The sequence below is a fragment of the Nocardia sp. NPDC020380 genome (assembly GCF_044386975.1).
GTDB lineage: Bacteria > Actinomycetota > Actinomycetes > Mycobacteriales > Mycobacteriaceae > Nocardia.
The window spans coordinates 145,767-158,493 of sequence record NZ_JBIRVQ010000005.1 but is presented as its reverse complement, the minus strand read 5'-3'; the positions used below and the strand labels follow the sequence as shown (position 1 = coordinate 158,493).

Below are 12,727 nucleotides of genomic sequence, written 5' to 3'. Positions count from 1 at the left end.
CCACTCGCCCAACCCAACCCACCCGGCGCCCCTAACCTGCGAACCATGACAGGGAAGGACCGCCTGGCGGCGATAGCTCGCAAGGCTCGCCGGGTACAGGACGCCACCTCTCGGGTACGCGCGACGGCGACCTGCGGTCGAGTGTGGATAGAGGTGGCCGCCGATGGCCGGATCACCGGCCTGACGCTATCGGATCCCGCCCTCGCACAAGCGATCAGCGCGGCCCACCGCGACGCCCTGCAGTCAGTACGCGCGCTGGCCGCCGGCCTGAGAGGCGAACTCGCCGACGATCCCACGGTTCTCGCGGCGCTGCACAGCTTTGCGGCCGAGTGCCCGGCGACCACCGCCCCTCCCCACGCTGCCGATCCCGAGGAGCCGAACCCCTACGCCCTCCCCGCGCCGATCCGCCGCCGCTACGGCCTCGGCTAGTCGCCGTCAGCGTGGGGCGTGGGTGGGTGGTGGGGGCGGCACTACGATGATCGCCGGTTTGTTTCCCGAGCTCAGGAAAGCGGGCGGTGTATGGATTTGGGTGTCCGCTGGAAGTTGCATGGCGGGGATGGGCGGACGCCGGCGGCTGGGGTGGTGGTGCGGCCGGATGAGCGGTTGAGCTGGCCGCGGACCATCGGGCTGGGGGCGCAGCATGTGGTGGCGATGTTCGGGGCCAGTTTCGTGGCGCCGGTGCTGATGGGGCTGGATCCCAATCTGGCCATCATGATGTCCGGCGTCGCCACCGTGCTGTTCCTGCTGGCTACACGCGGGCGGGTGCCGAGTTATCTGGGGTGCTCGCTGTCCTTCGTGGGTGTGGCGGCGGTGATCCGGGCGCAGGGCGGCAGTAGCGCGACGGTCACGGGTGCGTGCCTCGCGGTGGGTGTGGTGCTTTTCCTGATCGGTCTGGCCGTGCAGCGGTTCGGGGCGCGGATCATTCACGCGGCCATGCCGCCGGTGGTCACCGGTGCGGTGGTCATGCTGATCGGGTTCAATCTGGCGCCGGTGACCGCGGCGACGTATTGGCCGCAGGATCAGTGGACGGCCCTGCTGGTCATGCTGTTCACCGGGCTCGCCGTGGTGGGGTTGCGCGGATTCTGGTCGCGCATAGCCATTTTCCTGGGCCTGGTGTTCGGTTACGGCTTCTCCTGGGTGCTGGACCGGGTCTTCGGCAAGATCCATTCCACTGACGGCAGCGGCAAGGTCACCGATCACTGGCGGCTGGACCTGTCCGGTGTCGGCAAGGCGGATTGGCTCGGGCTGCCCGCTTTCCATGCCCCCGTGTTCCAGTGGTCGGCCGTGCTGGTCGCGCTGCCCGTGGTGATCGCCCTGGTCGCCGAAAACGCCGGGCACGTCAAGGCTGTCGGCGAGATGACCGGCGACAATCTGGACGACAAGCTCGGCACCGCCATCGCCGCGGACGGCGTCGCCTCCGTGCTCTCCACCGCGGTGGGCGGCCCGCCCAACACCACCTACTCCGAGAACATCGGCGTCATGGCCGCCACCCGCGTCTACTCGACCGCCGCCTATTGGGCCGCAGCCGGTTTCGCGCTGCTGTTCGGTCTCTGCCCGAAGTTCGGCGCCATTGTCGCGGCCATCCCCGGCGGCGTGCTGGGCGGCATCACGGTCATCCTCTACGGCATGATCGGCCTGCTCGGCGCGCAGATCTGGACGAATGCCGGTGTGGACCTGCGCAATCCGCTCAATCTGGTGCCCGCTGCCGCCGGTCTCATCATCGGCATCGGCAATGTGAGCATGAAGTTCACCGACAACTTCACGCTCAGCGGTATCGCTCTCGGCACCGTCGTGGTCATCACCGGCTACCACGCGCTACGCCTGTTCGCCCCAGCACATTTCAAGGCCGACGAGCCACTGCTCGACGAGGGCACCTCGTCCTACGACGAGCCCGCGCGCTAGAGCGCCACCTGAAGCTGGCGGGCCGCCACGCAAACCTGCTCCCAGGCGATCGGGGCGATGGCGTCGACCAGATCGTTGCCGTCGTCCAGCGGGGTCACGAAGACCGGCAGACTGGACAGCGCCTTGCGCGGGATGAGGATGATGTTGTCGTCGTTGTCCCGCAACAGGAGCCGGTTGGTATACGGCATGATGCAGTCGCGATCGGGGAGCAGGATCGAGAAGGTGACCTTCTCCAGCGATTCAGGGCGGGTCGCCTCGAAGGTGCCGGCCTGTTCGTAGCGCGGGTCCGGCCACTGGACCCGGCGCATGAGCGCCACCAGTTGGGCGGGCGCGGCATTCTCCAGCTGGCCGATCAGCCGGGGACCCAGGCAGAGACTGCGATTGGGGCCGGGCAGCGAGATGACGCCCCCGTCGCGGGCGACGAGCTGGGCCGCCACCCGGATCGCGGAAGTGAGTTGCTGCTCACGCCAATCGGCGTCGAAGACATCGTCGAGTTCGCCGAGACTCAGTTCGCCGTGGTCGGTTTCGATCGGCGATCCGCTGTGCACCGCGGCCCGGCGGACGATGCCGAGCGCGAGTTCGCAGTCCTCCTCGCAGGATCCGACCGGCAGGTTGATCTCGAGTTCGTCGTCCTCGTAGTGGATGGTGACGGCTCGGGTGGACAGACCGGCCCGGTACAGGCGGCGACTGCCCTCGGTGACCGGGTCCGTGAGTTCCTCGCCGTACCAGCGCAGGTCGGATAGTCCGGTATCGATCACCGTCAGGGGCATATCCCCGTCCATGCGGATGGTGAAGGTCTCACTCATGGTGTGCAGCATGCCCGCCGGAAGCGGAGTGCCGCACCCGAATAACACCTCATTGCCTGAATAACCCGAATCATCCGGATGACATCGCGAGGCGGGTGGATCAGCCCGCGCGCGGCTGATCCACCGCGGCCGTGCCATAGGGCAGTGGCACTACCAGCCAGGAGTGCTCCTGGGTGTACGCGGGATGTTGCGAAGCATCCGGATCGGCCGCGAGCCCCTCGACCCGTGTCCAGTGGTCGCCGCCCGAGGGGATGGTGTCGGTGTAGCGGTAGTGCAGATGCCCATGCAGGTGCAGGGCTGGGTGCAGCGTCTCGACCACGCGCTGGATGCGGTCCTGATTGGGGAAGCATTCCGGCTTGTTCTTGCGGTTGAACTTGGGTTTGGTGGCGCGCGGCTTGTCGTGGGTGAGCAGGATGTCGACCGGCGTGGCGTCCGCGCCGAGCAGGGCGTCCAGTTCGTCGTCGGCCATCTCCTCCTCCGGGAACCACAGCGTCCCCGCGGTGACCGGCATGCGGGCGGAACCGTAGACGCGCCGCTTGGCGGCCTGCTCCTCCTTGCGGGCCTCCCGGGCCAGCCGCCAGCCCTTGTCGGTCGAGCGGGCGCCGCCGAACGCGGCGAAGGTGGTGCCGTCCCAGGTCCAGCGGTGCCCGCGTGGCGCATAGCGGACCTGCTTGCGGCACATCAGGAAGCCCTCGTCGTCGCGCTGGTCGTCGTACAGCTCGTGCAGCAGCGAACTCTTGTCGTGGTTGCCGTCCAGGAAATAGACGATCACACCGGCCCGTTCGGCCGCCTTGTTCACCACGTCGAAGTACCGCCGGCCCGAGTGCACGTGCTCCCAGGCCCCGAAATCCCCCACCACGAACATGCGCGCGCAGTCGTTGCGCGCCGCGACCTGCACCAGCGTCAGCGCGTGTTTGGTGTTCCCGTGCAGGTCACCGGTTATCAGGACACTCCCCATCGGGATATGTTCGCAGCCGCGCGCATATCCGGCATCCGCAAATCGCCGGGGGCGCGATCCGAATGGTCCCGTTCTAGGCTGAGGCCATGAACTCTGTGTTGGTCACCGGCGCGGCCCGGGGCATCGGTAAGGCCATCTGCGTGCGCATGGCGCAGCAGGGCTGGCAGGTGTACGCGGGCGTGCGCAAGCTGTCCGACGGTGAGGAGCTCGCGGCCGCGGACGCCCGTATCGTCCCGGTGCTGCTCGATGTCACGAACAGCCAGCAGATCGCGGCCCTCGACGAGGTGCTGCCCGCCGATCTGACCGCGGTGGTCAACAATGCCGGCATCGTCGCCGACGGCCCGGTCGAACTGCTCGACCTGGACGAGGTCCGGAACCAGTTCGAGGTCAATGTCTTCGGCGCGCTCGCGGTCACCCAGGCCGTGCTGCCGCGACTGCGCGCCACCAAGGGCCGCGTCGTGTTCCTCTCGTCGCTGAGCGGGCGCATCTCCACGCCCGGCACCGGCGCCTACAACTCCTCGAAGTTCGCGCTCGAGGGCCTGGTCGACGCCTTGCGAGTGGAGTTGCGGCCGTGGGGAATCCGCACCGTGCTGATCGAGCCGGGACCCATCGCCACCGATCTCTGGTTCGGCGCGGTCGACATGGTGGACCAGACCACCTCGCATCTCACCGACGAACAGCGCACCCTGTACGCCGGTCATCTGGCCGGACTGCGCCGGATGTCGCAGCAGGTGCCGAAGATCGCCGCCCCGGTGGCGACCGTGGTCAAGGAGGTCGAGAAGGCCCTGACCGCAAAGCATCCCAGGGCCCGCTATGTGCCGGGCCTGGCGGGCAAGATCCAGGTGGTGGCCGTGGCCCTCACGCCCACACCGATTCTCGACACCGTCTTCTCGCTGGTCGCCGGCGTCCGCCGCAAGTAGCCGGAACAGCGAACCGCCCCCGGGCGAGAGGTTCCGGGGGCGGCTCGTGCGCGGCCGACTGTGGTCACCGCGCGGTCCTGGTGTGCGTCAGGCGGGTTCGGTGACGCGGTACTGCTGCAGGCTGTCGATGCGCTCGACGGCCTCGGCGATGATGCGGTCGACGAGTTCCGCCACGGTGGGCAGATCCTCGATGATGCCCGCCACCTGACCGGAGGCCAGCACACCCGCGTGGGTATTGCCCTCCACCAGACCGGCTTTCAGCAGCATCGGGGTATTGGCCGCCATGATCACCTGGGACCAGGTGAGTTCCTTCTGCTTCCGCATGGCGAGACCATCTTTGATCATGGTCGACCATTTCATGCCCGTCATGCCCTTGAACTTGACGGCATTGGAGACGGCGGCGGCGAGACCGCGGTAGCCGCCCGAATGTTCCAGCTTCTGCACCAGTTCGGTGTTCAGCACGCGGTGGGGCATACCGTCGACCTTGGTGGAGACGACCGTGTCCTGCAACCCGCGGGACAGATATTCCTGCTTCACCGAGTCCGGGACGCTCGAGTCCTGGGTGAGCAGGAAGCGGGTGCCCATGGCGACACCGGCCGCACCGTAGGACAACGCGGCGGCCAGGCCGCGGCCGTCGAAGAAACCGCCACCGGCGATGACCGGAATATCCACGGCGTCCAGCACGGACGGCAACAGCAGCGTCGTTGCGACGGAGCCGGTATGGCCGCCGCCCTCGCCGCCCTGCACGATGACCGCGTCCGCGCCCCAGGACGCGACCTTCACCGCGTGCTTGGCCGCGCCGATGGACGGCACCACCACCACGCCGTTGTCCTTGAGCCGCGCGATGAGTTCCTTCTTGGGCGCGAGCGCGAAGGACGCCACCTTCACGCCCTCGCGGATCATCAGCTCGCAGCGGTCGGCCGCGTCGGAGGCGTCGGCGCGGATGTTCACGCCGAAAGGCTTGTCGGTCTTGGCCTTGGTCTTGGCGATGGCCTCCTCGAGCTGTTCGAGGGTCATGGTGGCCGAGGCGAGAATGCCCAGGCCGCCCGCATTGGCGGTGCCCGCCACCAGGCTGGGTCCGGCGACCCAGCCCATGCCGGTCTGCACGATCGGATGATCGATGCCGACCAGTTCGGTGAGCGGCGTCTTCAACCGCTGCGCGCTCATGCCTCCACCTCGCTAGCGCTCGGCTCCGGCACGACCGCGCGTGCGGCTGTATCCATTGATCGCTCGCTGCGCTCGCTCATGCCTCCACCTCGCTAGCGCTCGGCTCCGGCACGACCGCGCGTGCGGCTGTATCCATTGATCGCTCGCTGCGCTCGCTCATGCCGTCACCTCCTTCTCGCGGAAGCCCTTGGGATCGAGCACGTTCCGGATGATGTTCAGTTCTTCGTCGGTCGGCAGCCGGGTCTCGCCCGCCTCGGCCAGGCCCGCGATCTCGAACGAGGTGTTCTCGGCGACCTCGTCGGCGGTCACGCCCGGATGTACCGACAGCGCGCGCAGGGTGTGGTCCGGTCCGCCGAAGTCGAACACGCCGAGGTTCGACACCACCCGGTGCAGGTGGTGGAACCGGTACGCCGGGTTCTCGGGATCGATCTTGTCGTAACCGATTCCGGAGACGATGTCGACGGTCTCGCAGAACACCCGCTTGTTGTGCTTGGGCACGAAGTAGCTGGTGGCGTGGTTGATGGTATTGCCCGGCGCGCCGCGCACCCCGAACATCTGCCGGGTCGGGTGCTGCAGCGGGCCGAAGGCCGACAGGTTCTGATTGCCGTGCCGGTCGATCTGGTTGGCGCCCATGACCACATGGCGGCGACCGGAATTCACCACATCGAAGACCTTGGAGAACGGGATCCAGCCCTCGATGGGCGCCTTGCCGCCGATCGGCGGGACCTCGGCGAAGAACAGCGCCTCACCGTCGGACAGCAGCAGATCCGGCTCGAAGGTGAGCCGCGCCAGCCGGGCGCCGATGGTGGTGACGGTGGACATGGGGCTGGCCATGATCTCGCCCGCGCCCCGGAAGATCTCGGCGGCCGCGACGACGCAAACTTCGGCGCGAGTGACGGGCCCACCCGTCGCCCGACCACCACCCCTGGTGGAATCGCCGCGCGATGCTGTGATGTTTTCGCTCATTACTTCTGCTCCTCGGCGAAAGCCTTGACGGCGGCCTGGTATTCGTCCTCCGGGACATCCAGGTAGCGAGCCTTGAACTCGGCCCACGACTCCGGAGTCTTGGCGGCCTCCACGTAGAAACGCTGGAACTTCTCGTCGCGCCCGTAGCTGCCGGAGAAGGTGAAGTGCGCGCCGCCCGGGGCCTCGACCACACCGTCGACCATCATGCGGTTGAGGATGAGGGCCTGCGTCGGAACGGCTTTCACCAGTTCGTCGGTCTCGACGAGCCGGTCCACCGACAGGTAGCGCTTCTCGGCGGCCAGCGTGTACAGGTCGTCCATATACGGATCGACGCCGGTGTAGGCGGCATTGCCGTGCTTGTCACCGAGATCCAGGTGCACGAAGGCGGCGTCCAGATTCAGTGCGGGCATGGCGACGAGGGTCTCGCTGCGGCCGTCGGCATCGGTGTAAGGGGACTGAACAGTTTTCAGCTCGCCCTCCCAGAAATCGATGACGGCCGAACCCAATCCGGCGCGGATGGGCAGGAACGGCAGCCGGGCCGCGGCGGCCTGCAGACCGCACTTGACCATGCCCTCGTCCATTTCGCGCACGGTGATGGCGCCCTCGGTGCGCGCCTTGGCGAACCACGGGTCGTAGAACGGCGCGGAGTCCAGGGATACGAAGCCGTAGTAGGCCTTTCGCACCTTGCCCGCCGAGCACAGCAGGCCCAGATCCGGTCCGCCGTAGGTGACGACCGTCAGATCCTTGATATCGGAACGCAGGATCGCGCGCACGAAGGCGAGCGGCTTGCGCCGTGAGCCCCAGCCGCCGAGGCCGATGGTCATTCCGCTGCGCAGTTCGCCGACGACCTCGTCGAGCGTCATTCGCTTGTCGCGCATGGCTTTCTACTTCTCCTTCTTCTGCGCGGCCAGATCGTCGTCGAAGCGGGCCCGGATCTCGTCGGCCACGCCCGCGAGGTTGAGCTCCATGGTGAAGCCCTGCTCGAAGCGGTAGGAGCGGTGCACGTCCTGCACGTCGATGCCGTTGAGGGCCTTCTTGGCGGCGCGGATGACGCGGCCGTCCTTGCCGGCGATGTTCTTCGCGACTTCCAGTGCGGCGGCGTCCAGTTCGGCGCGCGGCACCACCTTGAACACGGAGCCGTAGTGGTGCAGCTGCTGCGCGGTGAGGGTGCCGGCGGTGTAGAACATGGTCCGCATCAGGTGCTGGGGGACCAGGCGCGACAGATGGGTGGCCGCGCCGAGCGCCCCGCGGTCCACTTCGGGCAGGCCGAAGGTGGCGTCGTCGGAGGCGATGATGACGTCCGAGTTGCCGACCAGGCCGATGCCGCCGCCCAGGCAGAAGCCGTTGACCGCGGTGACGACGGGGACCTGGCAGTCGTAGACGGCGGCGAAGGCGTCGAAGCAGCCGTGGTTGGCCGCGATCAGCTTGGTGTGGCCGACGTCGGCGTTCATCTCCTTGATGTCGACACCGGCATTGAATCCGCGCCCCTCGGCGCGCAGCACCACGACCCGGGTCTCCGGATTGCGCCCGGCCGCGCGGACGGCGTCGGCGAGGGCGAACCAGCCGTCGGAAGGCAGTGCGTTGACCGGCGGATAGTCGACAGTGACGACTTCGACGCCCTCGGTTTCGGTGTGACGGTTGATCCCCATCGAATGTCCCATCGTTGGCAAAACAAGCAAGTGCTTGGTAGGTTATCACGGTGGGAATCGAAGTGAACCTCTCCGGCTCGGTCGTCCTGGTCACCGGCGGAGTGCGAGGCGTCGGAGCCGGCATCAGCCGCGTCTTCCTGGACGCCGGCGCCACCGTGGTGGCCTGCGCCCGCCGCCCGGCGGACGCCCCGATCGAGAGCAATGGCCGGGGCATCGACTTCCTGCCCTGCGATGTGCGCGACCCGGATTCGGTCAAGGGACTGATCGACGCCATCGTCGAGAGGTACGGACGGCTCGACACCGTGGTGAACAATGCCGGCGGCGCGCCCTTCGCCCTGGCCGCCGATGCGAGCGCCAATTTCCACTCGAAGATCGTGCAACTGAATCTGCTTGCCCCGCTCCTGGTTTCACAGGTTGCCAATGAGGTGATGCAGAAACAGGAGACCGGCGGCTCGATCATCATGATCTCCTCGGTCTCGGGTCATCGGCCCTCGCCGGGGACCGCCGCCTACGGCGCGGCGAAAGCCGGTGTGGACAGCCTGGTTTCATCCCTCGCGGTGGAGTGGGCCCCGAAGGTGCGGATCAACTCCGTGATCGTGGGTCTGGTCAATACCGAGAGTTCACACCTGCACTACGGCGACGATGACGGCATCGCCCAGGTCGCCCGCACGGTTCCGTTGCAGCGCATGGCCGTTCCCGAAGACATCGGGCGGACCGCCGCCTTCCTCGCCTCGCCGTTGGCCTCCTATATAAGCGGCGGCTCGCTGCTGCTGCACGGCGGCGGCGAGAAGCCCGCCTTCCTCGAAGCATCCACCGCGAGCGTTCCCGCCGCCACCCATCCGGGGGCGTCGGGGGCATAGCCCCCGACGTCCCCCCTTCTCTCACCAGTGAGGTAGATCGACATGACGGACAACAAGATCTGCGACGGCCGCGTCGTCATCGTGACCGGAGCGGGTCGCGGCATCGGTCGCGCGCACGCCCTTGCCTTCGCCGCCGCGGGCGCCAAGGTCGTCGTCAACGACCTGGGTGCCGAGCTCGACGGCGCGCCGAGCCCCGATTCCCCCGCCACGCAGGTGGTCGAGGAGATCAAGGCCCTGGGCGGAGAGGCCGTGGTGAACGGCGACGATGTGTCCGACTGGGAGGGCGCGCGCCGCATGGTGCACACCGCCGTCGAAACCTTCGGCGGACTGGACGCACTCGTCAACAATGCGGGCATCGTGCGCGACCGCATGCTGGTGAACCTCGGCGAGGACGAGTGGGACGCCGTCATCAAGGTGCATCTGAAGGGCCACTTCGCGCCCATGCGCCATGCCGCCGAGTACTGGCGCAACGAGTCCAAGGCGGGCCGGCAGCCGCAGGCGCGCATCATCAACACCAGTTCCGGCGCGGGCCTGCTGGGCAGTGTGGGGCAGGGCAACTACGCGGCCGCCAAGGCCGGCATCGCGGGCCTGACCGTCACTGCCGCCGCGGAATTCGCGCGCTACGGCATCACGGTGAACGCCATCGCGCCGGCCGCGCGGACCCGGATGACCGAGACGGTCTTCGCCGACACCATGGCCGCGCCGGAGGACGGCTTCGACGCCATGGCTCCGGAGAACGTGTCGCCGTTGGTGGTCTGGCTGGGCAGCGCGGATTCCGCGGGTGTCACGGGCCGCATGTTCGAGGTCGAGGGCGGCAAGGTGACGGTGGCCGACGGCTGGCGGCACGGCGTCTCGATCGATCGTGGCGCGCGCTGGGAGCCGGCCGAGCTGGGTCCGGTGGTGCGCGATCTGCTGGGCAAGGCGACCGTGCCGGAGCCCGTCTACGGAGCGTGATCTGCGTCACGACAATCCCTTTCGTCGCCGGTACCCCTCGGGTGCCGGCGACGACTGTTTTGTATGGCGTACGTCACGTCGCGGCTGTGGCAAGTGTCACCTCACGGCAAAACGGGCAACCTTCGATGCGGGCCCGGGGGGGGTGAGCAGATGATTAGCTGTCCAGTACGGGTGGATTGCCGGTTTTGCTCGGGAGGGACAGCGGCGTCGCGGTGACATCTGGGGTGGTTGGGACACCCGGGATCATCTCGAATCGGCCAATTATGCTGGGGCGCTTGTTCATATTCGGCACGTCGGGGCAGCCGCGAGCGTACGGTTTGATCGTTCCCCTAATGCTCTCGAGAGTTGTGCGGGGTGACATGGTGACCGGTACGATGACCGCGTTCCGCAAAGGTCCGGCAATCGGGGCTGTGAGGGGCGCTTGATACCGCTCCAACCTGACTGGTGCGGGTAGGAATTCCCCGCACCGCAGGACGGGAGGAAGCCGACCGCGCAGTATCGATGAGGGGATGGCTTTCGCATGATCTTCGGTCGTGCATGGCGCTTGGTGGCAGTGATAACCGCTGTCGCCGGGTCGGCGCTGCTCGGGCCCGTGGCCGCCGACGCGCAGCCCAGCGGCATCGATCTACAGCCCGCTCCGGCGGGCGGCGACTCCGCCCCGCAGGCTCAGCCGCAGGGGGCGAATCCCGTTGCGGGCGGGCCCGATGATCTCCTGGCCATTCTCGGCCTCGGTACCGGCTCGGCAGGGGTCGGTTCGGCCGCCGTCGGATCCGCCGGTGTGGGTTCGGCCGGAGTCGGCTCCGCCGGCGCCGGGACGGTATTGGGCGGCACCGGCTCCGCCGCATTGGGCACCGGCTCGGCCGCTCTGGGGACAGGTTCCGCCGCCGTGGGTTCGGCAGGCGCGACGACCGGGTCCGCGGTCCTGGGCGCAGGCGCCGCCGGCCTTGCTACCGGCTCCGCCGCACTCGGCGCGGGTTCCGCCGCAACGGGTTCCGCGGGCCTCGGCACGGCAGGCATCCTCGGTCTCGGTTCTGCCGCCACCGGTTCGGCAGGTCTCGGCACGGCAGGCATCCTCGGTCTCGGCTCCGCTGCCACCGGTTCGGCAGGTCTCGGTACCGGTGCGGGGCTGCTCGGTTTGCTCTTCGGGACGGGCTCGGCCGGAGTCGGCTCGGCGGCAGTAGGTTCCGCCGCCGTCGGTTCGGCGGGCATCGGCGCGCTGTGCACCGGTTCGGCCGCGGTCGGTTCCGCCGCAGTGGGTTCGGCCGGTGCCGGTTCGGCCACCGGCGGTTCGGCGGGAGTCGGTTCGGCCGGGACCGGATCCGGGGCGGGTTCCGCCGCAACGGGTTCCGGTGCGGGCTCCGCCGCGACCGGGTCGGGCGTGGGCTCCGCGGGTGCCGGTTCCGCCGGTGCGGGTTCGGCGGCCGCCGGTTCGGCGGCGACCGGGTCGGCCGCATTGGGTTCGGCCGCAGTGGGTTCCGCGGCGGTCGGTTCGGCCGGGGTGGGTTCCGCGGCCGTCTGCGCCTCGCCGTTGTTGCTGTTGCTGATTCCGCCGCCGCCCGCACCCGAGGCGCCGGGGGTGCCGCTCCAGATTCCGCAGCCGCCGGCCGTACCGCAGCTGCCCGCCTTCTTCCCGCAGCTGCCCGCACTCCCGGCCGCCGCGCCGGCCGCGCCGCCCGCCGCGGTGCCGCCGTCCCCGCCGCCCGTGTCGAATCCGCCACTGGCGCAACCGGTTCCGGACATCAAGCCGACCTCGGCGAGCAGTCCGCTGCCGCCCATCAAGGTGCTGTCGGTGGTCGGTGGCCTCATCGCGATGGCGCTGGCGGGCGCGGGTTCCGGTGCGGTGAGCTTCCAGGGCGCGTCGGCGGCGCAGGCGCGTGTGGATGCCGCCCGGGCCGCGTTCTTCGGACCGAGGGTGTAGGGGTAGCGCGATGACCGAGAGCAAGGCGCACAGCATCGGCTCCTACCGGAGGGTGGCGGCCGCCGTCGACGCGGTGTGCGCGGTGGCGGCCGACTACGACGCCACCACCCTCGACGACGTGGTGCTGGCCATCTCCGCCGAACGGCGGCGGCCCATCGAAATCGCCAGTGCCCAACTGGGTCCCGGCGTGTGCGGTCAGCGCCGCAGTTATCCGGAGAAGGACGTCATCGTGCTGGCGTCCGCATTACCCAGCCGCGACCACACACTTGCTCATGAACTCGGGCACATCGTGTTCGATCATCCGGGCGAAGCGGCGGCCGAGGTGGTGCTGGAGGCCAGTGACGATCTCATCGCCTACATGCTCAGCCAGCGCTCCCATCAGAAGGCCATCGACCTGGGCGAGGACGAGCAGGCCGAATGGGAGGCGGAAACCTTCGCCAGCATGCTCATGACCCGACTGCGTGTATTCAAAAGCCGGGGCGCGGGCGTCTCGGTCCTTCGATTCGATGAGGCACTCGGATGACCGAGTCAGGGCGCGGAGGCGGCAGCTTGCGTAACCACGTAGAGCCCCTCGGACATCCGCGAGGGTACAGCTCGACCGAGTCAGGGCGCGGAGGCGTCGCTCCG

Annotated in this window: 13 protein-coding genes; 7 read left to right on the top strand and 6 right to left on the bottom strand. The window is 68.5% G+C overall.

Annotation, left to right across the window (positions count from 1 at the left end; all coding sequences use genetic code 11):
- Nucleotides 1-45: 45 nt before the first annotated feature.
- Complete coding sequence (locus tag ACH438_RS14635; RefSeq protein ID WP_397005168.1) at nucleotides 46-429, top strand: hypothetical protein; 384 nt, start codon at nucleotides 46-48, stop codon at nucleotides 427-429.
- A gap of 90 nt (nucleotides 430-519) precedes the next feature.
- On the top strand, nucleotides 520-1,902 hold the full coding sequence (locus tag ACH438_RS14630) for a uracil-xanthine permease family protein (RefSeq protein WP_397005166.1): 1,383 nt from the start codon (nucleotides 520-522) through the stop codon (nucleotides 1,900-1,902).
- Here the strand turns inward: ACH438_RS14630 and ACH438_RS14625 are convergent.
- Both ACH438_RS14625 and ACH438_RS14620 read right to left on the bottom strand, forming a co-directional pair.
- Nucleotides 1,899-2,708, bottom strand: a complete 810-nt coding sequence (locus ACH438_RS14625) for a hypothetical protein (protein WP_397005164.1) — start codon at nucleotides 2,706-2,708, stop codon at nucleotides 1,899-1,901. The two genes, ACH438_RS14630 and ACH438_RS14625, sit on opposite strands and share 4 nt — an antisense overlap.
- Nucleotides 2,709-2,808: 100 nt before the next feature.
- Nucleotides 2,809-3,666 (bottom strand): metallophosphoesterase, encoded by an 858-nt coding sequence (locus ACH438_RS14620; protein WP_397005162.1) that lies wholly within the window; start codon nucleotides 3,664-3,666, stop codon nucleotides 2,809-2,811.
- A gap of 86 nt (nucleotides 3,667-3,752) precedes the next feature.
- On the opposite strand from ACH438_RS14620, the gene ACH438_RS14615 reads away from it, so the two are divergent.
- Entirely contained in the window at nucleotides 3,753-4,586 is an 834-nt protein-coding gene (locus tag ACH438_RS14615) for an SDR family oxidoreductase (RefSeq protein ID WP_397005160.1), read from the top strand.
- 87 nt (nucleotides 4,587-4,673) lie between these two features.
- On the opposite strand, the gene ACH438_RS14610 is transcribed toward ACH438_RS14615, so the two are convergent.
- From ACH438_RS14610 to ACH438_RS14595, 4 genes are all read right to left on the bottom strand, one after another.
- Nucleotides 4,674-5,753, bottom strand: coding sequence for an NAD(P)H-dependent flavin oxidoreductase (locus ACH438_RS14610; RefSeq protein WP_397005158.1), 1,080 nt, complete (start codon nucleotides 5,751-5,753; stop codon nucleotides 4,674-4,676).
- A 156-nt stretch (nucleotides 5,754-5,909) separates the two neighbouring features.
- Nucleotides 5,910-6,719, bottom strand: a complete 810-nt coding sequence (locus ACH438_RS14605) for a CoA-transferase subunit beta (RefSeq protein WP_397005156.1) — start codon at nucleotides 6,717-6,719, stop codon at nucleotides 5,910-5,912.
- Nucleotides 6,719-7,597: a CoA transferase subunit A gene (locus ACH438_RS14600; protein ID WP_397005154.1), complete on the bottom strand. Its 879-nt coding sequence runs from the start codon at nucleotides 7,595-7,597 to the stop codon at nucleotides 6,719-6,721. Before ACH438_RS14600 ends, ACH438_RS14605 begins: the two co-directional genes overlap by 1 nt.
- Before the next feature lie 6 nt (nucleotides 7,598-7,603).
- Nucleotides 7,604-8,368: an enoyl-CoA hydratase family protein gene (locus ACH438_RS14595; RefSeq protein WP_397005152.1), complete on the bottom strand. Its 765-nt coding sequence runs from the start codon at nucleotides 8,366-8,368 to the stop codon at nucleotides 7,604-7,606.
- A gap of 56 nt (nucleotides 8,369-8,424) precedes the next feature.
- Here ACH438_RS14595 and ACH438_RS14590 point away from each other — a divergent pair, with 56 nt between their 5' ends.
- The 4 genes from ACH438_RS14590 to ACH438_RS14575 all read left to right on the top strand — a co-directional run bounded on the left by ACH438_RS14590 (nucleotide 8,425) and on the right by ACH438_RS14575 (nucleotide 12,623).
- Entirely contained in the window at nucleotides 8,425-9,228 is an 804-nt protein-coding gene (locus ACH438_RS14590; protein ID WP_397005993.1) for an SDR family oxidoreductase, read from the top strand.
- A 42-nt stretch (nucleotides 9,229-9,270) separates the two neighbouring features.
- A complete protein-coding gene (locus tag ACH438_RS14585) occupies nucleotides 9,271-10,182 on the top strand; it encodes an SDR family oxidoreductase (protein WP_397005150.1) in 912 nt (303 codons plus the stop codon).
- A gap of 520 nt (nucleotides 10,183-10,702) precedes the next feature.
- A complete protein-coding gene (locus tag ACH438_RS14580; protein WP_397005148.1) occupies nucleotides 10,703-12,100 on the top strand; it encodes a hypothetical protein in 1,398 nt (465 codons plus the stop codon).
- Nucleotides 12,101-12,110: 10 nt separating this feature from the next.
- Nucleotides 12,111-12,623, top strand: coding sequence for an ImmA/IrrE family metallo-endopeptidase (locus tag ACH438_RS14575; RefSeq protein ID WP_397005146.1), 513 nt, complete (start codon nucleotides 12,111-12,113; stop codon nucleotides 12,621-12,623).
- Nucleotides 12,624-12,727 lie beyond the last annotated feature (104 nt).

Coding starts and splice junctions, on each gene's coding strand:
- ACH438_RS14595 (WP_397005152.1), bottom strand. CDS start 8,368: ATGGGGATCAACCGTCACACCGAAACCGAGGGCGTCGAAGTCGTCACT.
- ACH438_RS14575 (WP_397005146.1), top strand. CDS start 12,111: ATGACCGAGAGCAAGGCGCACAGCATCGGCTCCTACCGGAGGGTGGCG.
- ACH438_RS14580 (WP_397005148.1), top strand. CDS start 10,703: ATGATCTTCGGTCGTGCATGGCGCTTGGTGGCAGTGATAACCGCTGTC.
- ACH438_RS14600 (WP_397005154.1), bottom strand. CDS start 7,597: ATGCGCGACAAGCGAATGACGCTCGACGAGGTCGTCGGCGAACTGCGC.
- ACH438_RS14620 (WP_397005162.1), bottom strand. CDS start 3,666: ATGGGGAGTGTCCTGATAACCGGTGACCTGCACGGGAACACCAAACAC.
- ACH438_RS14610 (WP_397005158.1), bottom strand. CDS start 5,753: ATGAGCGCGCAGCGGTTGAAGACGCCGCTCACCGAACTGGTCGGCATC.
- ACH438_RS14635 (WP_397005168.1), top strand. CDS start 46: ATGACAGGGAAGGACCGCCTGGCGGCGATAGCTCGCAAGGCTCGCCGG.
- ACH438_RS14585 (WP_397005150.1), top strand. CDS start 9,271: ATGACGGACAACAAGATCTGCGACGGCCGCGTCGTCATCGTGACCGGA.
- ACH438_RS14630 (WP_397005166.1), top strand. CDS start 520: ATGGATTTGGGTGTCCGCTGGAAGTTGCATGGCGGGGATGGGCGGACG.
- ACH438_RS14625 (WP_397005164.1), bottom strand. CDS start 2,708: ATGAGTGAGACCTTCACCATCCGCATGGACGGGGATATGCCCCTGACG.
- ACH438_RS14605 (WP_397005156.1), bottom strand. CDS start 6,719: ATGAGCGAAAACATCACAGCATCGCGCGGCGATTCCACCAGGGGTGGT.
- ACH438_RS14615 (WP_397005160.1), top strand. CDS start 3,753: ATGAACTCTGTGTTGGTCACCGGCGCGGCCCGGGGCATCGGTAAGGCC.